General features: G+C 72.5%; 21 protein-coding genes. 4 read left to right on the forward strand and 17 right to left on the reverse strand.

What is annotated here, in order from left to right; translation table 11 throughout:
• Positions 1 to 54 precede the first annotated feature (54 nt).
• The 5 genes from infB to IEY71_RS14795 all read right to left on the reverse strand — a co-directional run bounded on the left by infB (position 55) and on the right by IEY71_RS14795 (position 7,231).
• Entirely contained in the window at positions 55 to 2,844 is a 2,790-nt protein-coding gene (gene infB / locus IEY71_RS14775) for a translation initiation factor IF-2 (protein WP_189086125.1), read from the reverse strand.
• Between the two features lie 85 nt (positions 2,845 to 2,929).
• Positions 2,930 to 3,175 (reverse strand): YlxR family protein, encoded by a 246-nt coding sequence (locus IEY71_RS14780; RefSeq protein ID WP_189086126.1) that lies wholly within the window; start codon positions 3,173 to 3,175, stop codon positions 2,930 to 2,932.
• Positions 3,176 to 3,238: 63 nt separating this feature from the next.
• A complete protein-coding gene (gene nusA / locus IEY71_RS14785) occupies positions 3,239 to 4,228 on the reverse strand; it encodes a transcription termination factor NusA (RefSeq protein WP_189086127.1) in 990 nt (329 codons plus the stop codon).
• A 107-nt stretch (positions 4,229 to 4,335) separates the two neighbouring features.
• A complete protein-coding gene (locus IEY71_RS14790; protein WP_189086128.1) occupies positions 4,336 to 5,403 on the reverse strand; it encodes an LOG family protein in 1,068 nt (355 codons plus the stop codon).
• A gap of 58 nt (positions 5,404 to 5,461) precedes the next feature.
• Positions 5,462 to 7,231 (reverse strand): proline--tRNA ligase, encoded by a 1,770-nt coding sequence (locus IEY71_RS14795; RefSeq protein ID WP_189086129.1) that lies wholly within the window; start codon positions 7,229 to 7,231, stop codon positions 5,462 to 5,464.
• Between the two features lie 62 nt (positions 7,232 to 7,293).
• Between IEY71_RS14795 and IEY71_RS14800 the strand changes: the two genes are divergently transcribed.
• Positions 7,294 to 8,760 carry an RNB domain-containing ribonuclease gene (locus tag IEY71_RS14800; protein WP_189086130.1) on the forward strand — a complete coding sequence of 489 codons (1,467 nt, stop codon included), beginning with the start codon at positions 7,294 to 7,296 and terminating at the stop codon, positions 8,758 to 8,760.
• Here IEY71_RS14800 and IEY71_RS14805 read toward each other — a convergent pair.
• The 7 genes from IEY71_RS14805 to IEY71_RS14835 form a co-directional block, all read right to left on the reverse strand.
• Positions 8,726 to 10,231 carry a hypothetical protein gene (locus IEY71_RS14805; RefSeq protein WP_189086131.1) on the reverse strand — a complete coding sequence of 502 codons (1,506 nt, stop codon included), beginning with the start codon at positions 10,229 to 10,231 and terminating at the stop codon, positions 8,726 to 8,728. The genes IEY71_RS14800 and IEY71_RS14805 overlap by 35 nt on opposite strands.
• 229 nt (positions 10,232 to 10,460) lie before the next feature.
• Positions 10,461 to 11,591 (reverse strand): flavodoxin-dependent (E)-4-hydroxy-3-methylbut-2-enyl-diphosphate synthase, encoded by a 1,131-nt coding sequence (gene ispG, locus IEY71_RS14810; protein ID WP_189086205.1) that lies wholly within the window; start codon positions 11,589 to 11,591, stop codon positions 10,461 to 10,463.
• Between the two features lie 94 nt (positions 11,592 to 11,685).
• Positions 11,686 to 12,387 (reverse strand): hypothetical protein, encoded by a 702-nt coding sequence (locus IEY71_RS14815; RefSeq protein ID WP_189086132.1) that lies wholly within the window; start codon positions 12,385 to 12,387, stop codon positions 11,686 to 11,688.
• Positions 12,387 to 13,130 (reverse strand): hypothetical protein, encoded by a 744-nt coding sequence (locus IEY71_RS14820; RefSeq protein WP_189086133.1) that lies wholly within the window; start codon positions 13,128 to 13,130, stop codon positions 12,387 to 12,389. Before IEY71_RS14820 ends, IEY71_RS14815 begins: the two co-directional genes overlap by 1 nt.
• A 76-nt stretch (positions 13,131 to 13,206) precedes the next feature.
• A complete protein-coding gene (locus IEY71_RS14825; protein ID WP_189086134.1) occupies positions 13,207 to 14,202 on the reverse strand; it encodes a YihY/virulence factor BrkB family protein in 996 nt (331 codons plus the stop codon).
• A gap of 62 nt (positions 14,203 to 14,264) precedes the next feature.
• Positions 14,265 to 14,909 (reverse strand): CoA transferase subunit B, encoded by a 645-nt coding sequence (locus tag IEY71_RS14830; protein ID WP_189086135.1) that lies wholly within the window; start codon positions 14,907 to 14,909, stop codon positions 14,265 to 14,267.
• Position 14,910: 1 nt separating this feature from the next.
• Positions 14,911 to 15,684: a CoA transferase subunit A gene (locus IEY71_RS14835; RefSeq protein WP_189086136.1), complete on the reverse strand. Its 774-nt coding sequence runs from the start codon at positions 15,682 to 15,684 to the stop codon at positions 14,911 to 14,913.
• Between the two features lie 132 nt (positions 15,685 to 15,816).
• Here IEY71_RS14835 and IEY71_RS14840 point away from each other — a divergent pair, with 132 nt between their 5' ends.
• Positions 15,817 to 17,001 (forward strand): acetyl-CoA C-acetyltransferase, encoded by a 1,185-nt coding sequence (locus IEY71_RS14840; protein WP_189086137.1) that lies wholly within the window; start codon positions 15,817 to 15,819, stop codon positions 16,999 to 17,001.
• Positions 17,002 to 17,084: 83 nt separating this feature from the next.
• Entirely contained in the window at positions 17,085 to 18,338 is a 1,254-nt protein-coding gene (locus IEY71_RS14845; RefSeq protein ID WP_229781777.1) for a low temperature requirement protein A, read from the forward strand.
• Positions 18,339 to 18,381: 43 nt separating this feature from the next.
• Here IEY71_RS14845 and IEY71_RS14850 read toward each other — a convergent pair whose 3' ends face one another.
• The 5 genes from IEY71_RS14850 to dxr form a co-directional block, all read right to left on the reverse strand.
• Positions 18,382 to 18,684 (reverse strand): SHOCT domain-containing protein, encoded by a 303-nt coding sequence (locus IEY71_RS14850; RefSeq protein ID WP_189086138.1) that lies wholly within the window; start codon positions 18,682 to 18,684, stop codon positions 18,382 to 18,384.
• A 152-nt stretch (positions 18,685 to 18,836) separates the two neighbouring features.
• Complete coding sequence (locus IEY71_RS14855; RefSeq protein ID WP_189086139.1) at positions 18,837 to 19,547, reverse strand: response regulator transcription factor; 711 nt, start codon at positions 19,545 to 19,547, stop codon at positions 18,837 to 18,839.
• Positions 19,544 to 20,734: a sensor histidine kinase gene (locus tag IEY71_RS14860; RefSeq protein WP_189086140.1), complete on the reverse strand. Its 1,191-nt coding sequence runs from the start codon at positions 20,732 to 20,734 to the stop codon at positions 19,544 to 19,546. Before IEY71_RS14860 ends, IEY71_RS14855 begins: the two co-directional genes overlap by 4 nt.
• A gap of 128 nt (positions 20,735 to 20,862) precedes the next feature.
• Positions 20,863 to 22,188, reverse strand: a complete 1,326-nt coding sequence (locus IEY71_RS14865) for a M50 family metallopeptidase (protein ID WP_229781778.1) — start codon at positions 22,186 to 22,188, stop codon at positions 20,863 to 20,865.
• A gap of 45 nt (positions 22,189 to 22,233) precedes the next feature.
• On the reverse strand, positions 22,234 to 23,328 hold the full coding sequence (gene dxr, locus IEY71_RS14870) for a 1-deoxy-D-xylulose-5-phosphate reductoisomerase (protein ID WP_189086141.1): 1,095 nt from the start codon (positions 23,326 to 23,328) through the stop codon (positions 22,234 to 22,236).
• 47 nt (positions 23,329 to 23,375) lie between these two features.
• Here dxr and IEY71_RS14875 point away from each other — a divergent pair, with 47 nt between their 5' ends.
• Entirely contained in the window at positions 23,376 to 24,176 is an 801-nt protein-coding gene (locus tag IEY71_RS14875; protein WP_189086142.1) for a lysophospholipid acyltransferase family protein, read from the forward strand.
• Positions 24,177 to 24,241: the final 65 nt, after the last annotated feature.

Here is a 24,241-nt window from a genome sequence, read left to right on the forward strand (position 1 = left end):
AGGGTCTCCTTTCGAACGAAAGGCCGGGGCGGCGAACCGCCCCGGCCGTTTCGATCAGACGCGAGGCTTCTCGCGCAGCTCCACGGTCTCGATCTCGTCGCCGACCTGGATGTCGTTGTACTTGCCGAGGCCGATACCGCACTCGAAGTCCGTGCGGACCTCGGTGACGTCGTCCTTGAACCGGCGCAGCGACTCGATGGCGAGCCCGTCCGCGAGGACGACGCCGTCGCGGATGACGCGCGCCTTCGCGTTGCGGGTGATCGTGCCCGAACGGACGATGACACCGGCGATGTTGCCGAACTTCGAGGAGCGGAACACCTCGCGGATCTCGGCGACACCCGACTGGACCTCTTCGTACTCGGGCTTGAGCATGCCCTTGAGCGAGTTCTCGATGTCGTCGATCGCGTTGTAGATGACCGAGTAGAAGCGCACGTCGACGCCCTCGCGGGCGGCGCGCTCGCGCGCCTTCACGTCGGGCCGCACGTTGAAGCCGATCACGATCGCGTTGTCGATGGTGGCCAGGTCGATGTCCGACTCCGTGATCGCACCGACGCCGCGGTGCAGGATGCGGAGCTGGACCGAGTCGTCGACCTCGATCTTCATCAGGGACTCCTCGAGCGCCTCCACGGCACCCGACACGTCGCCCTTGATGATGAGGTTGAGCGCCTCGACCTTGCCCTCCTCGAGGGCCCGGGTGAAGTCCTCGAGCGAGATGCGCTTGCGGGCCTTCGCGAGCTGCGCGTTCCGCTGGGCGGCCTCGCGCTTCTCGGCGATCTGGCGCGCCGTGCGGTCGTCCTCGGTCACGAGGAAGGTGTCGCCGGCGCGGGGCACCGAGGACAGACCCTGCACCTGGACCGGACGCGACGGCAGCGCGGCCTCGACCGGCTCGCCGTTCTCGTCGCTCATCGCCCGGACGCGGCCGTACGCCGTGCCCGCGACGATCGCGTCGCCGACCTTGAGCGTGCCCGACTGGATGAGCACGGTCGCCACGGCGCCGCGGCCCTTGTCGAGCTTCGCCTCGATCGCGACACCGCGGGCGTCCTTGTCGGGGTTGGCCCGCAGGTCGAGCCCGGCGTCGGCCGTGAGCAGCACCGCGTCGAGCAGGTCCTGGATGCCGATGCCCTCGCGAGCCGAGACGTCGACGAACATGACGTCGCCGCCGTACTCCTCGGCCACGAGGCCGAACTCGGTGAGCTGCTGGCGCACCTTGGCGGGGTTCGCCTCGGGCTTGTCGATCTTGTTCACCGCGACCACGATCGGCACGTTCGCCGACTGCGCGTGGTTCAGCGCCTCGACCGTCTGCGGCATGATGCCGTCGTCGGCCGCGACCACGAGGATCGCGATGTCGGTGACCTGCGCACCACGGGCACGCATGGCGGTGAACGCCTCGTGACCCGGGGTGTCGATGAAGGTGATCGCGCGGTCGATGCCCTCGTGCTGGGTGTGCACCTGGTAGGCACCGATGTGCTGGGTGATGCCGCCGGCCTCGCCCGCCACGACGTTCGCGTTGCGGATGGCGTCGAGCAGTCGGGTCTTACCGTGGTCGACGTGACCCATGACGGTGACGACCGGGGGCCGCTGGGCCAGGTCTTCGTCGGTCTCGTCCTCGAGCTCCTGGTCGAGGTCGATGTCGAAGCCCTCGAGGAGCTCGCGGTCCTCGTCCTCGGGCGAGACGATCTGGATCTTGTAGCCGAGCTCCTCGCCGAGCACCTGGAAGGTGGCCTCGTCGAGCGACTCGGTCGCCGTCGCCATCTCACCGAGGTGGAACAGCACGGTCACGAGCGAACCGGGGTTCGCATCGATCTTGTCGGCGAAGTCCGAGATGGAGGCGCCGCGGCGCAGACGGATCGGGGTCGAGCCGTCGCCGCGGGGCACGCTCACGCCGCCGAGCGACGGAGCCTCCCGCATCTCGAATTCTGCCCGCTTCGTCCGCTTCGACTTGCGCGCCTTGCTCTTGCCGCCACCGCGGCCGAACGCGCCGGCCGTGCCGCCGCCGGGGCCACGGCCACGGCCGCCGCCACCCGCGGGACGCGGGCCGCCGAAGCCGCCGCCGGGGCGCTGGAAGCCGCCGGCACCTGCACCGGGACCGCCCGGACGGCCTGCGCCGCCGGGAGCGCCGCCGGGGCGGAAGCCGCCGCCACCGCCGGGACGACCTGCGCCGCCCGGACGACCGGGGCCGCCGGGACGCGGGGCGCCGGGGCGCGGCGAACCGGGACGGGGCGCCTGCGGGCGCGGGATGTTGCCGGGGCTCGGGCGCTGGCCCATGCCCTGCGAGCTCGAGAACGGGTTGTTGCCCGGGCGGGGCTGCGCGGGGCGCTGGCCCATGCCCTGCGAGCTCGAGAAGGGGTTGTTGCCCGGACGCGAGGAGGCGGGCTTCGGGCCGGCCGGACGCGGCGCGCCGGGCTTCGGTGCGCCACCGGGCTTGACGGCGTCGCCGGCGGGCTGCTCGGCGGCGGGCGCCTGCGGGGCGCCGCCCTGCTCGGCGGCGGCCTTCTCGGCAGCAGCCTTCTCGGCGGCGGCCTTCTCGGCCTGCGCCTGGCGCTCGGCGACCGTCAGCGGGGCCTCGCCAGCGGGGGCGGGTGCCGGCGCGGGAGCCGCAGCGGGCTTCGGACCCGGCTTGGGGCCGGGCTTCGCCGCCGCCGGCTTCGGTGCCGCGGCGGGCGCCGCGGTGCCAGCGGCTCCGGCGGCCTCGAGGGCGGCCTTGAGCTTGCGGGCGACGGGGGGTTCGATCGACGAGGACGGGCCCTTGACGTATTCGCCCAGTTCCTTCAGCTTCTCGAGGGCGATCTTGGTGTCGACCCCGAGCTCGCTGGCGATCTCGTGTACGCGTGGTTTGGCAGCCACAACTCTCCTGTTCCGGGTCTGCGCCCGGACAGGGGCAGACCGATTAGTGGACGGGTCTCATTTCGAGCCGCTCATCAGTGGTCCATTAGCCGTTCAGCCTGTTCTGTACGTCGCTGGTGTCCAGCGAGCCCGTGAATCGGAGCGCGCGTCCGAAGGCACGGCGCCGGTCAGCGAGCAGGAAGCACTCGCGCGTCGGATGCAGCCACGCGCCCCGCCCAGGACGCACCGCTGCCGCATCTGCGACGAGGTGGGAATCTTGGAGAACGACCCTCAGAAGTGAGGATCGTGGGGCACGCGCACGGCAAGCGATGCACGTTCTGACGGGTTCCATGTTACACCCCCGGGCCGCATCCTTCGTCGCGCCGGGACGCGACGGAGCCGCCGGCGCGGTTCCCTACTCTGCCGTGTCCGGCTGGATGTCGATCTTCGCGCCCGTGAGCTTCGCCGCGAGGCGCGCGTTCTGCCCCTCCTTGCCGATGGCGAGGGAGAGCTGGTAGTCGGGCACGAGCGCGCGCACCGCGCGCAGGGTCTCGTCGACGACGTACGCCCGGGTCACCTTCGCGGGCGACAGGGCCGAGGCGACGAAGGTCGCGAGGTCGTCGGAGAAGTCGACGATGTCGATCTTCTCGTTGCCGAGCTCGGCGGTGACCGCGCGCACGCGCTGGCCGAGCTCGCCGATCGCGGCCCCCTTCGCGTTCACGCCGGGCTGGGTGGCGCGGACCGCGATCTTCGTGCGGTGCCCCGCCTCGCGGGCGAGCGAGACGATCTCGACCACGCCCGAAGCGATCTCGGGCACCTCGAGGGCGAACAGCTTGCGCACGAGCGCCGGGTGCGTGCGGGACACCGTGATCGAGGGGCCCTTCGCGCCCTTCGCGACACTCGTCACGTAGACGCGGATGCGCTGACCGTGCGGGTACTCCTCGCCCGGCACCTGCTCCTCGGGCGGCAGGATCGCCTCGACGGTGCCGAGGTCGATGTGCACCATCTTGGGGTTCGGGCCCTGCTGGATGACGCCGGCGACGATGTCGCCCTCGCGGCCCCGGAACTCGCCGAGCACTGCGTCGTCGGCGATGTCGCGCAGCCGCTGACTGATGACCTGCTTGGCCGCGTAGGCCGCGATGCGGCCGAAGTCGTCGGGGGTGTCCTCGGCCTCGCCCAGGACGTTGCCCTCCTCGTCGAGCTCGGGCACGAAGATCGCGACGTGCCCGCTCTTGCGGTCGAGCTCGGCGCGCGCGCCGTTCGGATTGGCGTGCCCGTGCTGATTCGGATTGCTGTGCTTGAGGTAGGCCATCAGGATCGCCTGCTCGATGATCTGCACCAGTTCGTCGAACGGGATCTCTTTCTCGCGCTCCACCATGCGGAGCATGCTGAGGTCGATATCCATCGCCGGCCTCCTCTATTCAGCTCTTCCCGCCGATTCGGCGGAGATCCCAGGGTACCGGATCGACCGGCCGGTCAGTACCGCCCGATCCCACCCGGCGGCGCCGCCGCTCAGACGCCGAGCGGCGGCTCCGTCGGCGCGCTGGGCAGTTCGTCGATGGCGCGGATGAGCCGGTGCAGCTCCCCCACCTGCCGGGGCACGAGTTCGAGCGCCAGTCGCGGCAGCTCGAGCCGGTCGTCGTCGTTGCGCTCGACGGCGAACGGGGCGACCCGTTCGATCCGGCCTCCCGCGAGAAGCCCGGCGAAGCGCTCGTTGAGCCCGGCGATCTCGGCGTCGCTCGGCTCGGCCCGAAGGCGCAGCACGAGCCGCCCGCCCACCCAGCGGAGCGAGTCGTAGTTGCGCCAGAAGCCGACGATCTCGTCGACCGCCCGCACCGGGTCCTCGGTGATCAGCACCCGCTCGAGGTCGTCGCTCGCGATGAAGCCGCCGCCCGCGAGCTCGGTCTCGACGAAGTCCGCCAGTCCGCGCCAGTAGTGGCCGCCCGGCCGGTCGAGCAGGACGATCGGCACCGGCTCGGCCTTGCCCGTCTGCTGCAGGGTCAGCAGCTCGAACGTCTCGTCGAGCGTGCCGAAGCCCCCAGGGAGGCAGACGAAGCCGCGCGACTCCTTCACGAGCATGAGCTTGCGGGTGAAGAAGTACTTCATCGCGACGCGGTTCGGGTCGACGAGCACCGGGTTCGGGCTCTCCTCGAACGGCAGCCGGATCGAGACGCCGAGCGAGCGGCGCGGCCCGGCGCCCTTCGTGGCGGCCTCCATGATGCCGGGACCGGCGCCGGTCACGACCATCCAGCCCTGTTCGGCGAGCGCGGCGGCGACCTGCTCCGCCTGCGCGTAGCCCGGATCGTCGGGCCGCGTCCGTGCCGAGCCGAAGACGGTCACCTTCGGCACGTCCGCGTACGGCGCGAAGAGCCGGAACGCCGCCCGCATCTCCTCGAGCGCGGCCGCGGTGATCTTGAGGTCGAGCCGATCGGTGGGATCGGTGCCGAGGTGGAGGCCCGTGACGAGGATCCGCTCGATCAGCGAGCGGTTCGCGGAGATGCCCGCCTCGGCGATCAGCTCGTCGACGGCGCCCTGCAGCTCGGGCGGAAGACTCGGGGTGTCGGCGGGCGTGAGACTCATGCCCCCAGCCTCGCACGGGGCGCGGCGATCCTCGCCCGCCGCGCCCGCGCGATCCGGCTCAGTCGGCGTCGAGCGCGGCGACGACGCCGTCGATCGGCAGCTGCACGCGGTCGCCGCTCGCACGGTCCCACAGCTCGACGACGCCCTCGGCGACGCCGCGGCCGGCGATGACGATCTTCGGCACGCCGATGAGCTCGGCATCGGCGAACTTCACGCCGGGCGAGAGCTTCGGGCGGTCGTCGTAGAGCACTTCGCGTCCGCTCTCCTCGAGCTCGGCGACGATGCGCTCCGCGGCGTCGAAGGCGGCCTGGTCCTTGCCCGTCGCGAGGACGTGCACGTCGAACGGCGCGACCGCGGCGGGCCAGACGAGGCCCTTCTCGTCGTTGTTGAGCTCGGCGATGATCGCGAGGATGCGGGTGACGCCGATGCCGTACGAGCCCATCGTCACGGTGGCGAGCTTGCCGTTCTCGTCGAGCACCTTGAGGCCGAGCGCCTCCGCGTACTTGCGGCCGAGCTGGAAGACGTGGCCGATCTCCATGCCGCGGGCGATCTCGACCGGGCCGGAGCCGTCGGGGGCGGGGTCGCCGTCGCGGACGTCGGAGGCCTCGACCGTGCCGTCGGCGACGAAGTCCCGACCGGCCACGAGCCCGAAGACGTGCTTCTGGTCGACGTTGGCGCCGGTGATCCACTCGGTGCCGTCGACGACGCGCGGGTCGAGCAGGTAGCGGATGCCGGTGGCCGACTCCTCGCCGAGCACCGGGCCGTCCTCCGACCAGGGGCCGATGTAGCCCTTGACGAGACCGGGGTGCTTGGCGAAATAGGCCTCGGTGGCGGGCTCGACCTCGGCCGGCGCGAACGCGACCTCGACGCGCTTCATCTCGACCTCGCGGTCGCCGGGCACGCCGACGACGACGAGCTCGCGGCTGCCGTCGAGCTGGGTCAGCGCGAGCACGACGTTCTTCAGCGTGTCGGCCGCGGTCCAGTCGCGACCGTCGGGCCGGGGCACCTCCGCGTTCGCCAGGTCGACGAGCGTCTGGATGGTCGGCGTGTTCGGCGAGTCGACCACGACGGGGGCGGGCAGGCCGTCGAAGGGGATGGGATCCGGCACCACGGTCGTGAACGCCTCGACGTTGGCCGCGTAGCCGCCGGCGGAGCGCACGAAGGTGTCCTCGCCGACCGGCGTCGGGTGCAGGAACTCCTCGCTCTTCGAGCCGCCCATCGCGCCGGCGTCGGCCTGCACGATGACGTACTCGAGGCCGAGCCGCGTGAAGATGCGCTCGTAGGCGTCGCGCTGCGCCTGGTACGAGGCATCCAGCCCCTCGTCGCTGACATCGAAGGAGTAGGCGTCCTTCATCGTGAACTCGCGGCCGCGGAGGAGGCCCGCGCGCGGCCGGGCCTCGTCGCGGTACTTGTCCTGGATCTGGAAGATCGTGAGCGGCAGATCCTTGTACGAGGAGTACAGGTCCTTCACGAGCAGCGTGAAGGACTCCTCGTGCGTCGGCGCGAGGAGGTAGTCGGCGCCCTTGCGGTCCTGCAGGCGGAACAGTGCGTCGCCGTACTCGGTCCAGCGATTCGTGAGCTCGTAAGGCTCGCGCGGCAGCAGCGCGGGGAAGTGCACCTCGTGGGCCCCGGCCGCGGTCATCTCCTCGCGGACGATGCGCTCGATCTTCGCCTTCACCCGCAGGCCCAGCGGCAGCCACGCGAAGATGCCCGGCGCCTGGCGCCGGATGTAGCCGGCGCGGACGAGCAGCTTGTGGCTCGTGACCTCGGCGTCGGCGGGGTCTTCACGGAGGGTGCGGAGGAAGAAGTTCGTAAGACGTGTGGGCACGCGACGAGTCTAGTTGCGAGCGGCGGACCCCTCCGCGCGCGGGCGGCTCGTAGGCTGGCTGCATGCCGGCCCGACGCACGCACCTCGCCCTGTCCACCGCGCAGAGCGAGCTCGGCGAGGCCCTCGCGGCGCTGCGCACGGAGCTCGAGCTGCCGGGCGAGTTCTCTCCCGAGGTGCTCACCGAGGCCGAGGCGGCGCGCGCCGCGGAGCCCCCGCCCGCGCGCGACCTCCGCGAGCTGGCGTTCGTCACGCTCGATCCGGCCGGAGCGCGCGATCTCGATCAGGCGTTCCTGATCGAGCCGCGGGCGGGTGGCGGATGGCTCGTCCGCTACGCGATCGCCGACGTGCCGTCGTTCGTCCGCCCGGGCGGCGCGGTCGACGCCGAAGCCCGCCGCCGCGGGCAGAGCCTGTACGCGGCGGACGGCATGATCCCGCTGCATCCGCCCGTCATCGGGGTGGACCACGCGTCCCTCCTGCCGGGCGAGGACCGCACCGCCTACGTCTGGTCCTTCGAGCTCGACGACCGCGGCGCCGTGCAGCGGAGCGGTCTCGAGCGCGCGCTCGTCCGCTCGCGGGCCCAGCTCGACTACGAGTCGGCGCAGCGCGCCGTCGACGGCGGCGAGCACGACGGACCGCTCGCCGAGCTGCCCGCCTTCGGGGCGGCCCGGCTCGAGCAGGAACGGCTCCGCGGCGGTGCGAGCCTGGACCTGCCCGACGAGGAGGTGGTGCGGGACGAGCACGGCGGCTACCGCATCGAGCGGCGACTGCCCCTGCCGGTGGAGACCTGGAACGCGCAGCTCTCGATCCTGACGGGCATCGAAGCCGCCCGGCTCATGCTCGAGGGCGGGGTCGGGGTGCTGCGGACCATGCCGCCGCCCGCCCCCGATGCGATCGCGGCGTTCCGCACCCGGGCGGCCGCGCTCGGGCTGCCATGGCCGGAGCGGATGGCGTACGGCGACTACCTGCGCGGCCTCGATCGGCGGGACCCGCGCACCGGACCGGTGCTGCGGGCCGCCGCCTCGCTCTTCCGCGGCGCCGGCTACGAGGTGTTCGACGGCACCGCGCCCGCCGATCCCGGGCAGGCCGCGATCGCCGCGCCGTACGCGCATGTCACCGCGCCGATCCGGCGGCTCGTCGACCGCTGGGGACTCGTCGCGAGCCTCGCGATCGCCGAGGGCCGGCCGGTGCCCGCCTGGCTCCGCGAGAGCCTGCCCGAGCTGCCGCCGCTCATGCAGGCCGCCGCCGCCCGCGCGAGCCGGCTCGAGCAGGCGACCCTCGACCGGGTCGAGGCGGCGCTCCTGGCCGACCGGGTGGGCGAGGTCTTCGAGGCGACCGTCGTCGAGGCGCGCGGCGAGGACCGCCTCGTCGTCCAGCTTGACGAGCCGGCGGTCACCGCGAACTGCCAGGCGCCGGCCGGACGGCCGATGCCGCGAGCCGGCGAGCGGATGCCGATCGTGCTGGAGCACGCCGACATCCGCTCTGGCTCGATCGGATTCAGGCCCGGCGGCGGCGCAGCGCTGCCGTCGTGACGAGCCCGATCCCCGCGAACGCGAGGAGCGCCGCGGCGAGCAGGCCACCGGCGGGTTCCGCCCCGGTCGACGCGAGCTCGTCGCCGGAGACCGCGGCGGGCTCCAGGTCCGCGACGACGACGGACGCGGCGGGTGCCGCGGCCGGAGCGGGCGCCGGCGCCGCCGGCTCCTCCCCCTCGTTCGGGAAAATCGGCGCACCGCCGACGTTCCCGAAGGCGAAGATGAAGGTGTTCGGCGTGCCGCCGCTCGGGTCGCTGCTCGTCTGGCCGAAGGAGTAGGCCTCGGCGCCGACCGCGGCGAGGGCGGCCCGCGCCTCCGCCTCGTTCGCGGCCGCCCCGTAGAAGATCACGAAGCCGAGCGAGGCACCGGGCCCGAGCGGACCGAAGGCGAAGTCGAACAGCGCCCCGTGATCGGCGGGACCGTCGTCGACGGCGTTGCCCTCGAAGCGGATCGAGCTCGGTCCCGCCAGCGGGTTCGGGCTCGCGAAGCCGTCGTCGCTCGAGTAGGCGAGCGCGCTCGCCGAGCCGCCGTCGATCGTGACGAACTCGTTGAACGCCGTCGGCTCGATGTCCCAGTCCATGACGCGGCGGTACTTCACGGTGGCGATGGTCTCCCCCGTCAGGTTCTCGATCGTCACGTTCACCTGGTAGAGGTTGCTCGTCGCCGTCGAGGGCACGTACTGATGGGTGACGCGGAACACCGGTCGGGCCTCCGCGTCCTGGATCACGACGACGGACGTCGCCGTCGAGGCGGTGTGCGTGAAGGACTCGAGCACGAGGTTGGTGCCGCCCGGTCCTTCGGTGTCGAGGTTCGCGCCGCCCCAGACCCCGCTCGCCGGGTCTGCGACGCCCCAGCCCTCGCAGAGGCATCCCGGCGAGGTGGCGTCGTTGTTCGTCGGCAGGAAGTCGAGCCCGGCGTCGCCCGGTCCGGCCTTCGAGCCGGCGGCGTTCGAGGTGTTGAGCTCGCCCGTCGGGTTCACGGCGAGCAGGATCGTGCCGTTGTCGATGCAGACCGCGGGGTAGCACGGGTCGCCGGGCTCGGGGACGGCCAGCGGGAGCAGTGCCGACGCCTCGGTGGCGCCGAAGAGCGTCACGATGGGTTCCGTCGCCGGTTCGGCGAAGGAGTCCGCCGCGCTCGTGCCGGGTTCGGCGACGACCACCGCGGGCGGAACGGGCGCCGGCTCGGGTGCGGCGGCGGGATCGGACTCGTCGGATGCCGCGTCGACCGGTGCCGTGGCAGGGTCGGGTGCCGGCTCGGGTTCCGGCGTGGGTTCGGCGGGCGCCGGGGCGGGTTCGGGCGCCGGCTCGGCGGCCGCGGGATCTGCCGGGGCGGTGACGGCCGCGGGATCGGCCGGAGCCGGCTCCTCGGCCTGCGCCGCGAGCGGCGCGATCAGGAGGCTCAGCGCGGCGAGCGCGGCACCGGCACCGAGGCCGGCGCCGAGCCGCGCGCGAGCGCGCGTTCGGATGGACATGGGTATCGCTCCATTCGTGCAGCCGCCCGGGCAGGCGGCAGTCGGGTTCGGCGATTCCCGGAACGGGGCGGAGGCGGTACCGGCGCGGCGTCCCGGTTCACGCCATCACGGTACTGATCTGTGAGGTTTTCTCAGATCAGGGAGTGCCCCGATTCTCCACCCCTGGCGCACACGGAGCGACCCCCAGCTCGGGGCACCCGAGTGGGGGTCGTTCGACGCGGAGCTCGGATCAGACGGTGACGACCGTCGGGGCGCCCGTCGGGGCGTCCCCGCCCATCTCGTCCGCGATGCGCTGCGCCTCGGCGATGAGCGTCTGCACGATCTCCGCCTCGGGCACCGTCTTGATCACCTCGCCCTTGACGAAGATCTGGCCCTTGCCGTTGCCGCTGGCGACGCCGAGGTCGGCCTCGCGCGCCTCGCCGGGGCCGTTCACGACGCAGCCCATGACGGCGACGCGGAGCGGGACGGTGACGTCCTTGAGGCCCTCGGTCACGTCGTTCGCGAGGGTGTAGACGTCGACCTGCGCGCGCCCGCAGGACGGGCAGGACACGATCTCGAGCTTGCGCTCGCGGAGGTTCAGCGACTGCAGGATCTGCAGGCCCACCTTGACCTCCTCGACCGGCGGGGCCGACAGGGAGACGCGGATGGTGTCTCCGATGCCCTCCCCGAGGAGGATGCCGAAGGCCGTCGCGCTCTTGATGGTGCCCTGGAACGCCGGACCCGCCTCGGTCACGCCCAGGTGGAGCGGCCAGTCGCCGCGCTCGGCGAGCAGTCGGTACGCCTTCACCATGACGATGGGGTCGTTGTGCTTCACGGAGATCTTGAAGTCGTGGAAGTCGTGCTCCTCGAAGAGCGAGGCCTCCCACACCGCCGACTCGACGAGCGCCTCCGGCGTCGCCTTGCCGTACTTCTCGAGCAGCCGCGGGTCGAGCGACCCGGCGTTCACGCCGATGCGCAGCGAGACGCCGGCGGCCTTCGCCGCGGCCGCGATCTCGCCCACCCGGTCGTCGAACTTGCGGATGTTGCCGGGGTTCACCCGCACGGCCGCGCAGCCGGCGTCGATCGCGGCGAACACGTAGTTCGGCTGGAAGTGGATGTCGGCGATGACCGGGATCTGGCTCTTCTTCGCGATGATCGGCAGCGCCTCGGCGTCGTCGCGGCTCGGCACCGCGACGCGCACGATGTCGCAGCCCGAGGCGGTGAGCTCGGCGATCTGCTGCAGTGTCGCGTTGATGTTCGTGGTGGGCGTCGTGGTCATCGACTGCACGCTCACCGGGGCGTTGCCGCCGACGAGCACCTTGCCCACCTTGATCTGGCGGGACTTGCGTCGCGGGGCCAGGACTTCGGGGACCTTCGGCATTCCGAGATTCACTGCAGGCACGTCTTGCAGTCTAGTTCCGCCCGGCTGGGTCGCGGCCGAGTGGGGCGAAGTCCCGACGTGTCCCGTGGTCGCGCTACGCGCAGCCGTCCGCCTCCATCTCGGGAGCGCCGATCCAGCGCACGGTGCCGTCGTCCTCGTTCTCCGTCGCCACCACGTTCGCCCGGTCGGGCGAGTCGCCGGGCACCTGGATCGTCTCCGCCTCGATCGACGTGCCGACGCACACCCGGAGCTCGGGGTCGAACGACGGCAGCTCCGCGAGCACCGCCCACTCCTCCCCGGCCTGCGAGCCGTCGTGCGCCCGAAGGGCGATGCCTTCTGCGACCGGACCGTCGAAGTAGACCGCGAACCGCGGCCAGATGAGCCAGTCGTAGCCATCGCGCTGCCGGCGATCCTCGTCGTAGAACCGCTCATCGAGGACGAAGTCGCCCCACGCGTGGCGGATGCCGTCGGGCCGGTGGTTGCCGCCGTCGTAGGGTTCTTCGGCGGCCGGGCGACCGAACAGCGCGGTGAGCACGGCAACGGCCTCACTCGGGTCGGACATGTAGTCGAGCGACTCGACCACTTCCTCGCCGGCGCGGAGCTCGAGCACGGTCGGCCGGACGACGAGCGCGTCGACGGCGGCCAGCGGGTCGGCGCTGGGAGTGGGGGTCGGCGAGACGGGCGGCGCCGCCGAAGGGCTCGGAGTCGGGGTCGGAGCCGGCTCCGCCGCGCATCCCGTCAACACCAGCGCGGTCGCCACGACGGCCCCGAGGATCCCCACACGCGTGCGGCGCATCAGGCGCACCCGGCCGTCACGGCGATCGGCGCACGAACGGCCGCCACGGTCAGTCCGTCCTCGGACTCCACGAAGTCCACGCCCGTACGCGACACGTATGCCTCTCCGTCGGCGTTGACCGCCGGTTCATCCAGGAAATCGACGTAGGGACCGGAGCAGCCGGACGGGTTGGTCTGAAGCTCCGGCAGTTCCTCGAGGTCCGTCCATGCCGCCCCCGCCCCGATCCCGGATATCGTCTCGAGCCGAACACCTGCGGCTTCGGGCCCGGTGAAGCGAACGAGGAAGCTGGGCTTGACGAACGAGCGCTCGTCGTCCGCGAAGCTCTCCCAACGGTCCACGTAGCGCTGCTCCCAGAGCTCGAATCCGCCCCAGCGGTGCATCGTGCTCGGCGGGAAGTGGCTCGTCCCGCGAGCTTCCTCCGTCTCCTCGGCTGCGCCGAGCACCGTTTCGAGCTCGGCCTTGACCTGGTCGAAGTCGCTGCGGTAGTCGAGCCGCTCGAGCACCTCCCCGGCCTCGTTGCGCAGCTCGAGCTCCGTCGGACGCAGGACCAGCGCGACGACCGATGCCGACGGATCTGCACTCGGGGCGGACTCGCTCGGTGTCGGCGCGGCTTCACTCGCCGACGGAATCGGGGTCGGAACCGGCTCCGCCGCGCATCCTGTCAACACCAGCGCAGCCGCCACGACGGCCCCGAACATCCCCACGCGCATCCGGCGCATTCCCCACCATGCCTCTCCGGGCATCCCCCGCCCGTCGAGTACATTCTGCTGGACGCATCCACCCCTGCGCAGCGAGCGGAGAGTACGATCCGGTAACGAGCTACTCGCCGGCGTCGCGGCGCAGCCGCCGGGCCCGCTCCCGTTCGGCAGCGATCCGCTCGGCGTTCCGCGCCATGCGCGTCGTGTCGCGCGGCTCCAGGAGGATCCGATCCTCGGCGTGCGCCCCCGCCTGAAGTTCGCGTGCACGCTCGAGCTCGGCGTCGAAGGCGGCACCGATCAGTAGACCGCCGTTCACCAGCCAGAGCCACACCAGGAAGACCACGGCGCCGGCGAGCGAGCCGTACACCCGGTCGTAGTCGGCGAACGCCGTGAGGTACCAGGCGAAGGCCGCCGAGGCGCCCGCGACCACCACGATCGCCAGGACGGCACCGACGCTCAACCAGCGGAACCTCGGCTGCCGAACGTTCGGCGTCGCCCGGTAGAGCAGCGCGATGAGGCAGACGAGCACCGCGAACATGAGCGGCCAGCGCGCGATCGCCCAGGTGAGTTGAACTGCCTCGCCCGCGCCGAGCTGCTCGGCGACCGCCGTGGCGATCCCGCCGCCGAGGAGGAGGAGCAGCACGATGATCGAGACGAGGGCCAGGAACCCCGCCGTGACGAGCAGCTGGATGCCCCGCAGCTTCCAGACGGGCCGCCCCTCGTCGACGCCGTAGACGTCGTTCATGGCTCGGCCGAACGCCGTCACGTACGCGGAGGCGGTCCAGAGCGCCACGACTGCACCCGTCACCACGCCGAGCGTCGCCGCCGGCGAGACCGCGAACTCGCCGAGCCGCTCCCTGAGGAATTCGACCGTCTCACGAGGCAGCACGTCGCCCGCGAGGTCGATCGCCGCGCCGAGTGCGCGGCCCTCCTGCCCGGCGAGGGCGAGGATCGACGCGGTCACGAGGATCGCCGGGAAGAGCGCGAGCACGCTGAAGAAGGCGAGCGCCGCTGCGCGGTCGATGCCGTTGCCCTCGAAGAAGGTCCGCGCCGTGCGACGGGCGGCGACCCACCACGCGGCACGGCTCAGCTGCACGGGCGATGCTGGGCGTTCCACCCTGCGATTCTGGCCGAACGCGGCGGGATGCCGCAGCCCCTTCCGCCGTCGCCGGATCCGCGCTAGTGCGCGACGGCCGTGACGTCGAGCGGGGGCTCGGTCGCGGCGACGACCTCCTCGACCCCGACGCCCGGTGCGAGTTCCACCAGCCGCAGCCCGGCCGGCGTGACGTCGATGACGGCGAGATCGCTGATGATCCGGTCGACCACGCCGCGGCCGGTCAGGGGCAGCGAGCACTCGCGCACGATCTTGGGCGAGCCGTCCTTCGCGACGTGCTCCATCAGCACGATCCGCCGACGGGCGCCGTGCACGAGATCCATCGCCCCGCCCGGGCCCTTCACCATCTTGCCGGGGATCATCCAGTTCGCGAGGTCGCCCGTGGCGGACACCTGCATCGCACCGAGGATCGCGGCGTCGACCTTGCCGCCGCGGATCATGCCGAAGCTGGTCGCCGAGTCGAAGAAGGCCGCGCCGGGCAGCACCGTCACGGTCTCCTTCCCCGCGTTGATGAGGTCGGGATCGACCTCGTCCTCGCGCGGGTACGGGCCGACACCGAGGATGCCGTTCTCGGACTGCAGCACCACGGTGACACCGTCGGGCACGTAGTTCGGCACCAGGGTCGGCAGTCCGATGCCGAGGTTCACGTACGAGCCGTCGGCGAGCTCCTTCGCGGCTCGCGCCGCCATCTCCAGTCGGCTGAGCGCCATCTCAGTGCTCCTCTCGCACGGTGCGACGTTCGATGCGCTTCTCGACGTCGGCGCCCACTTCGACGACCCGGTCGACGAAGATCCCGGGCAGGTGCACCGCGTCCGGATCGATCTCGCCGGGCTCGACGAGCTCCTCCACCTCGGCGATGCAGATCCGCCCGGCCATCGCGGCGAGCGGCGAGAAGTTGCGAGCCGACTTCTCGAAGACGAGGTTGCCGTGCCGGTCGCCGCGCTGCGCGTGCACGAGCGCGAAGTCGGTCGTGATGGCCTCCTCGAGCACGAAGTCGCGCAGCTCGCCGCGGACCTCGAAGCGCTGCACCGGTTTCGGGGCGGATGCCACGGCGATCCCGCCGTCCACGGCGTACCGCTGCGGCAGCCCGCCCTCGGCGACCTGCGTTCCGACTCCGGTCTGCGTGAAGAAGGCGGCGATGCCCGCTCCCCCGGCGCGGAGCTTCTCGGCGAGGGTGCCCTGCGGGGTCAGCTCGAGCTCCAGCTCACCGGACAGGTACTGCCGTTCGAACTCCTTGTTCTCGCCCACATACGAGGAGGTCATCTTGCGGATGCGTCCGGCGGCGAGCAGCACGCCGAGCCCCCAGTCGTCGACGCCGCAGTTGTTCGACACCACCGCGAGCTCGCGGGACCCGCGCGCGAGCAGCGCGTCGATGAGCACCATCGGGATGCCGCAGAGGCCGAAGCCGCCGACGGCGAGCGAGGCGCCGTCGGGGATGTCGGCGACCGCCGTCGCGGCATCGGGCACGGTCTTGTCGAGCGTCATGTCGCGACCTCCTCGTCACGTCGACCGCCGGGAATCGGGCCGCTCGCCGCGATTCCGGTGAATCACCGTTAACTGAACCGTAGAATGGTGAGGTCGCGCAAGCCCGCGCCCCGACGAAGGAGTCCACCCACCATGAGCACCGAAGACGTCGTCATCATCGCCGGCGCCCGCACCCCGTTCGCCCGCATCAACGGCAATCTCGCGAGCCGCACGGCCGTCGAGCTCGGCACGGCCGCGATCCGCGGGGCCCTCGAGCGCGCCGGCGTCGCCCCGGAGGACGTCGACGCGGTCATCATGGGCCAGGTGCTGCAGGCCGGCGCCGGGCAGAACCCCGCCCGGCAGTCCGCCGTCGCCGCGGGCATCCCCTGGAGCGTGCCGGCGACGACGCTGAACAAGGTGTGCCTGTCCGGCCTCGTCGCGATCACCGATGCGGCGCGCCTGATCCGCCTCGGCGAGGCGAGCGTCGTCGTCGCCGGCGGGCAGGAGTCCATGACCAAGGCGCCGCACCTGCTCCCGGGCTCCCGCGCCGGGCACACGTACGGCAGCATCGAGCTCATCGACCACGCCGCGCACGACGGGCTCACCGACGCCTTCGACCGCGAGTCGATGGGGGCCTCCACCGAGCGGGTCAACGGCCGCTACGGCATCGGCCGCCCCGAGCAGGACGAGATCGCCGCCGCCTCCCACGTGCGGGCGGGCCGCGCCCAGGCGGAGGGCGTCTTCACCGACGAGATCGTGCCCGTCGAGATCCCGCAGCGCAAGGGCGAGCCGGTCACCGTGTCCGCCGACGAGGGCGTCCGCCCGGACTCCTCCGTCGAGGTGCTCGCGAAGCTCCGCCCGGCGTTCGCCGCCGAGGGCACGATCACGGCCGGCAACTCCTCGCCGCTGTCGGACGGCGCGGCGGCGGTCGTCGTCGCGAGCCGCAGCTGGGCCGAGGAGCGGGGACTCAGCTGGCTCGCCGTGATTGGCGCCGCTGGACAGGTCGCGGGTCCCGACAACTCATTGCACTCCCAGCCGTCGAACGCGATCCAGGCGGCGCTGACGCGTGCGGGCTGGACGGCCGAGGAGCTCGACCTCGTCGAGATCAACGAGGCCTTCGCCGCCGTCTCCCTGCAGTCCGCCCGCGACCTCGGCCTCGACCACGAGCGGGTCAACGTGCACGGCGGCGCGATCGCCCTCGGCCACCCGATCGGCGCCTCCGGCGCCCGGCTCGCACTGCACGCCGCGCTCGAACTCTCGCGCCGTGGCGGCGGGCGGGCGGCCGTCGCGCTCTGCGGCGGCGGCGGCCAGGGCGAGGCGCTGCTGCTGTCCCGCTGACCTTCCGACCACCCCGACAGCCCCCGGATCGCCGCCGATCCGGGGGCTGTCGCCGTTCCCGCCCGCCGTGCGACGATGTGCGCATGACCTCGACCGCGCATCCGCCGCTCGACCATCGGCTGCGCCGCATGGTCGGCCGCGACCCGGAGGAGCAGCACCGGGCGGCGACGCCGCTCGAACTGCTCTACGACCTCACCCTCGTCGTCGCGTTCAGCCAGGCCGGCTCGCAAGCGGCGCACCTGCTCGGCATCGGCAGCTTCGGCCCGGCGCTCCTGGCCTTCTGCCTCGCGATCTTCGCCATCTGCTGGGCCTGGATCAACTACTCCTGGCTCGCCAGCGCCTTCGACAACGACGACGTGTTCGTGCGCATCGCCACGATGGTGCAGATGCTCGGCGTGCTGGTGCTCGCGCTCGGCCTCCCGCCGCTGTTCCACTCGATCGAGGAGGGCGCGCACGTCGAGAACGGGATCATGATCGCGGGATACGTCGTGATGCGGGTCTCGACGATCGCGCTCTGGCTGCGGGTCGCCCGGCACGATCCGCGGTACCGTCGCACGGCGCTCCGCTACGCGGGACTCCTCGGCATCGTGCAGATCGCCTGGATCGTGCAGATCGTCGTGTACCCGCCGTTCGGGGTCGCGATCTGGCTCATGGTGCTCTTCGGCGCGGCCGAGATGCTCGTGCCGCTCCTGGCCGAGCGTCGCGGCGGGACCACCCCGTGGCATCCGCATCACATCGCCGAGCGCTACTCGCTGCTCGTCATCATCACCCTCGGCGAGATCGTGCTCGGCACGATCCTCGCCATCTCCGCCGTGGTCGAGGAGCAGGGCTGGTCGGCCGATGCCGTGATCGTCGCCTTCGGCGGGGTGCTCCTCGCCTTCGGCCTCTGGTGGAGCTACTTCACCATGCCGTCCGGCACGCTGCTCGCGAGATTCCCGCGACGCTCCTTCGTGTGGGGATACGGGCACATGATCGTCTTCGGCTCGCTCGCCGCGAGCGGTGCGGGCCTGCACGTCGCCGCGAACGCGATCGCCGGCGACGTGGCCATCTCCGAGCTCGCCGCGCTCGCGACGGTCGTCGTGCCCGTCGCCGTCTTCCTGACGATGCTGTTCGCCCTGTACTCGTTCCTGCTCGGCCGCTTCGACCCGTTCCACATCGGCCTGTACCTCGGCAGCCTCGTGGTGCTGGCACTCGCCGTCGCGGCCGTCGCGGCTGGGGCGAGCTTGCCCGTCGGCATCCTGATCGCGGCGCTCGCGCCGCTCGTCGTCGTGATCGGCTACGAGACCGTCGGTCACCGCCACCAGCGCCGCGCGCTCGAGGAGATCCTCGGGCGCTGAGGCGGAGCGGATGGCGGGCGCCCGCGGCGCCCGCCATCCGGGCTCAGCCGGCGGGCCGGTTCGCGCGCAGCACCTCGAGCCGGGCGCGGTACTCCTGCTCGTCGATGTCGCCCTTGGCGAAGCGCTCGGCGAGCGTCTGCTCGGCGCTCGCCCCGCGCGCCCAGGGCGGCCCGTAGCCGCCGTCCTGCGCCCACGCGGCGCGGCGCCAGCGGCGACCGAGCACCCCGAACAGGAGCACGAAGACGAGGATCCAGAACAGCGGGATGAGGAAGAACACCCAGCCGAATCCGGCGGCCCAGGGGCCGGCGTGCGCGGCCACGGCCGCTGCGAGAGTGGTGGAGAGCATGGTGCGGTCCTTTGCGATCCGGTCGGCCCCGGACGGGCCGATCCGATCCGAGCCTCCTCGTCGAAGGCGTCCCGCGAATCCGCCGGCGGGAGACACCTCGACTGCTCCCCCGGGAGCAGGCCCGAGGGGCGAGGCGCGCCGCGCGGCGAAGCTCAGCCGGCCGGGTCCTGCCAGCCCGGCGCGACGAGTCCGGTCTCATAGGCGAGCACGACGAGATGCACCCGGTCGCGGGCGTGCACCTTCGACATGATGCGGGAGACGTGCGTCTTCGCGGTCAGCGGGCTGAGCACGAGCCGTGCCGCGATCTCCTCGTTCGTGAGGCCCAGTCCGACGAGGCGCAGCACTTCGCGCTCGCGCTCGGTGAGCACCTCGAGCTCGGCCCTCCGTGGGGATTCGCGGAGGCCCCTGGAGAGCCGCTCCAGCAGCCGTCGCGTGACCCCGGGCGAGAGCAGCCCCTCGCCCGCGGCGACGACGCGCACGGCGCGGATGAGGTCGACCGGCTCGATGTCCTTCACGAGGAAGCCGCTCGCCCCGGCCCGCACCGCCCGCGCCACGTACTCGTCGAGTTCGAAGGTCGTGACGATGACGACCCGCACGTCCGCGAGCGCCGGGTCGGCGGCGATCTGCTCCGTCGCCCAGAGGCCGTCGCCGTCCGGCATCCGGATGTCCATCAGCACGACGTCAACCGGCCGCTCGCGGATCCGAGCGAGGAGCTCCCGGCCGCCGGCCGCCTCGGCCACCACCTCGACGTCGGGCTCGGCGTCGAGCAACGCCCGGAAGCCGGCGCGCACGAGCAGCTGGTCGTCCGCGAGCGCGACGCGGATCGTCGGGGGCGCGACGTCCCCCTCGGCGTGCACGCTCATGGCGGCGCTCCCCAGGGCAGGCGCGCGGTGAGCCGCGTGCCGCCGAACGGCGAGCCCGCGAAGTCGACGGTGCCGCCGAGCAGCGCCGCCCGCTCGCGCATGCCGAGGATGCCGCGGCCGGCCTCCAGCCCGTCGCCGAGCGCGATGGCGCCCGTCGTCGCCTCGGCGGCGGCGGGCAACCCGACCCCGTCGTCGTCGACCGTGAGCACGAAGACGTTCCCGTCGCGCTCGAGGCGCAGCTCGACCCGCGTCGCCTCGGCGTGCCGCGCGACGTTCGTCAGCGCCTCCTGCGCGATGCGGTAGGCGGCGAACTGCGTGGGTCGGGCCGGCACCTCGCCGCCGAGCCGGTCGTCGATGCCTGCGGCGAGCCCGGGCACGGCGAACTCCGAGACGAGGCGCGGCAGCTGCGCGAGCTCGGCCTGGGGCGCGAGCGGCGCCTCGCCCTCGCGGAGCACACCGAGCACGCTCCGCACCTCTTCGAGCGCGGTCTTCGAGGCGCCCTTGATGCTCGCGAGTGCGCTGCGCGCCTGCTCGGGGTCGCGGTCCATGAGGTGCAGCCCCACGCTCGCCTGTACGTTGATCTGCGAGAGCGCGTGGCCGAGCACGTCGTGCAGCTCGCGCGCGATCCGCACGCGCTCGCGTTCCTCGGCGCTCCGCCGGCGCCGCGCCATCGCCTCCCGGAAGGCGCTCGCCCGCTCCCGACGACGACGCGCGAACCAGCCGATCGCGAAGCAGAGCCCGAGGCCCGCGGTGGTCGCGGCGACTCGGAACGGCGACCAGCCGTGCCCCGTCGCCGGCCCCAGGGCGACGGCGGCCACCCAGGCGACGCCGACCGAACTCGCGGCCCAGACCGCCGCCCCGCGCACGATCGCCAGCACGATCGCGAAGGCGAGCGCGAGGTACGGGGGACCAACGTCGGGGCCGGTGAGCACCGCGGCGAGCGCGAGCAGCGCGACGAGCGCGACGGTCGGGCCGGGCCAGCGCCGTGAGCCGAGCAGGGCGAGCGCGCCGGCTACGGCGAGCGCGATCTGCAGCGCGGCGAGCGCCGGCGGGGCGGCCGTCCAGACGGCGATGCCGATCGCCGCCGGCACCTGCACGAGCAGGCTGAGCACGACGGGCAGGACCAGCGCGACGGCGGGCGGCGGACCCTGCCGCGCAGCCGGGTCGTCCCACGGGGGCACGGGCATGTCCCGATCGTAGCCCCGCGGCATCCCGCCCGGATCCGCCCACGGGAGTCGGCCGCCGTACTCCCCGCGGCGTAGCCAGCGCGGCGCCCGGCGCCGGGCCGGACGTGCTGCTGCGCGGTCGGGCCGGCTCAGAGCAGCGTCACCGGCTTCACGAGGTCGGCGTAGATGAGGAGCGCGCTCATCGCCCCGACGACGACCACGACGCCGAGGGTGAGCGGCATGAGCTTCGCGAGGTCCACGGGCCCCGGGTCGGGGCGGCGGAACAGCTTCGCGAAGCCGCGGCGGATCGCCTCCCACAGCGCTCCCGCGATGTGGCCGCCGTCGAGCGGCAGGAGCGGGATGAGGTTGAAGACGAACAGCGCGACGTTGAGGGACCCGAGGATGCCGATCATGCCGGCCGCCTTGTCGACGAGCGGGATCGTGTCGATCGTCGCGATCTCCCCCGCGACGCGGCCGACGCCGACGACCGAGATCGGCCCGTTCGGGTCGCGCTCCCCCGGCCCGAACGCCGCGTTCGCGACGTCGATCATGCGCTGCGGCAGGTTCACGATGATGCCGGCGACGCCGGAGATCTGCTGACCGACCGCCTCGAGGGTCGTGCCGGGCGACTGGGCGACGCGCTCGTTCGCGGCGCCGATGCCGACGAAGCCGGCGGAGATGGTCTCGGGCTGGCCGTCCGTTCCCGTGATGACCTCGCCCCGCTCGTCGAGCGCGTAGCGCTCGCTCAGCATGGGGGTGACGGTGAGCTCGCGCTCGGCGCCGTCGCGCTCGACGACGAAGGTCATCGCCTCGTTCGGGTGCTCCCGGATGAGTGCCGTCGACTGGGCCCAGCTGGTGATCGGGGTGCCGTCGATCGAGACGATGCGGTCGCCGGGCTTCAGCCCCGCCTCGGCGCCGGGCGCCTGCGGGTCGCCGCTCTCGCACGTCTGCCGCTCGCTCGTGGCGGGGAGCGCGCAGGCGTTCACGCTGCCGATCGTGGTCGAGGGCTGCGGCATGCCGAGCCCCATGAAGAGGATGCCGAAGAAGAGCACGGCGAGCAGCAGGTTCATGAACGGGCCGCCGAACATGACGATGATGCGCTTCCACACCGGCAGCCGGTAGAAGGCGCGGTCCTCGTCGCCCGGCGTGATCGACTCCGCGCTGGAGTCGCGCGCGTCCTGCACGAGGCCGCGGAAGAACCCGGTGGAGTCGGCCTTCGCCTGCCCGCCCTTGCCGGGCGGGAACATGCCGATCATCGAGATGTAGCCGCCGAGCGGGATCGCCTTCACCCCGTACTCGGTCTCGCCCTTGCGGCGGGAGAAGATGGTCGGCCCGAAGCCGATCATGTACTGGGTGACCTTCACCTTGAAGAGCTTCGCGGGCACCAGGTGCCCGATCTCGTGCAGGCCGATCGACAGACCGAGGCCGATCACGATGATGACGACGCCGATCACGAAGGCGAGCACGGATTCCACGGGGTGAAGCGTACTGCGATCCGCTCGGAGGCCGCTGGGCGGCGGCTATCGATCCGCTGAGCGGCGTGCGATGCGCGCGTCGGCCGAGCGGCGGGCGGATGCCTCGGCCGCGGCGAGCGACTCGAGGGTCAGCGTGCCGGCGGCCTCGTGCTGCCCGACGACCTCTCGCACGGTGTCGACGATGTCGAGGAAGCCGATGCGGCCGGCGTGGAACGCCGCGACCGCCTGTTCGTTCGCCGCGTTGTACACGGCCGGGTACTCGCCGCCCGCGCGCCCCACCTGCTTGGCGAGCCGCACGGCGGGGAACGCCTCGTCGTCGAGCGGTTCGAAGGTCCAGCTCTGCGCCTGCGTCCAGTCGAGCGGCCGGCCGACCGCCCCCACCCGGTTCGGCCAGTCGAGCCCGAGGGAGATCGGCAGCCGCATGTCGGGCGGCGAGGCCTGCGCGACCGTCGAGCCGTCGATGAACTCCACCATCGAGTGCACGATCGACTGCGGGTGCACCACCACGTCGATCCGTTCGTAGTCGACGTCGAAGAGCAGGTGCGCCTCGATGACCTCGAGGCCCTTGTTCACGAGCGTCGCGGAGTTCGTCGTGACGACGAGCCCCATGTCCCAGGTCGGGTGCGCGAGCGCCTCCGCCGGCGTGACCGCTTCGAGCTGCTCGCGCGTCCGGCCACGGAACGGCCCGCCGGACGCGGTGAGCACGAGCCGGCGCACCTCGTCATCGGTGCCGCAGCGCAGCGCCTGCGCGATGGCGGAGTGCTCGGAGTCCACCGGCACGATCTGCCCGGGGGCCGCGAGCCCCGTCACGAGATCGCCGCCCACGATGAGCGACTCCTTGTTCGCGAGCGCGAGGGTCGTGCCCCGCCGGAGGGTCGCCAGGGTCGGGCCGAGCCCGACCGAGCCGGTGATGCCGTTCAGCACGACGTCGGCGTCGACGTCGCGCACGAGCTGCACGGCCTCCTCGATGCCGACCGCCGTGTGCTCGACGCCGAACTCCGCGGCCTGCCGCTCGAGGGTCGCCCGGTCGGAGCCGACCGCGAGGCCGACGACCTCGAAACGCCGCGGATTCGCGCGGATGACGTCGAGCGCCTGGGTGCCGATGGAACCGGATGAGCCGAGGACGATCACGCTGCGCACGCCTCCACCCTAGGGCCGACGACGCCTCGCCGCCCGGGGTTCCGGGTATGCCGTCAGCCGCATACGGCTGGCCCTACGCTCGTCTGGTGAGCGAGATCGAGGCCGAAGCCGTCCCTGCTGCGCCGAAGCGCCCTGGCCCCCTGTACACGATCGTGCGAGGCATCCTCCGTCCCCTGGTGGCGATCGTCTACCGGCCGAAGATCACGGGCCGCGAGCACGTGCCCCGACGCGGGCCGGTCATCCTGGCCTCGAATCATCTCTCGTTCATCGACAGCATCGTGATCCCGCTCGCCGCGCCCCGCCCCGTGCAGTTCCTCGCGAAGTCGCACTACTTCACCGGCAAGGGACTGAAGGGGTGGGTCTCGCGCACCTTCTTCGGCTCGATCGGCGCCGTGAGCGTCGAGCGCGGCGCCGGCTCCCAGGCCCAAGAGGCCCTCGATCTCGGCCGTCGCATCCTGGAGGGCGGCAACGCCTTCGCGCTCTACCCGGAGGGCACCCGCTCGCTCGACGGCCGGCTGTACAAGGGCCGCACGGGCGTCGCCTGGCTCGCGCTCACCACCGGGGCGACCGTCGTGCCGGTCGGGCTCGTCGGCACCCAGGAGATCCAGCCGGTGGGCGCCAAGTTCCCGCGCATCCGGCCCGTGCAGGTCCGCTTCGGCGAGCCGCTCGACCTCTCGGTGCACGGCAGCGCCGAGTCCGGCAAGGCCCGGCGGGCGGCGACCGACGAGATCATGGCCGCGATCCACGCCCTGAGCGGTCAGGAGCTCGCCGGCCGCTACAACGAGACGCCCCCGCAGAGCGCGATCGCCCGCATCGCCGACCGGGTCGTCCCGCGCGAACGGGTCTGAGCGACGAGCGCGCCGGCGTCGCGACGTGCCGCCGCTTCTCAGCCGCTTGGCACCCGCACCCGCTA

Source organism: Agromyces mediolanus (genome assembly GCF_014648575.1).
Classification (GTDB): domain Bacteria; phylum Actinomycetota; class Actinomycetes; order Actinomycetales; family Microbacteriaceae; genus Agromyces; species Agromyces mediolanus.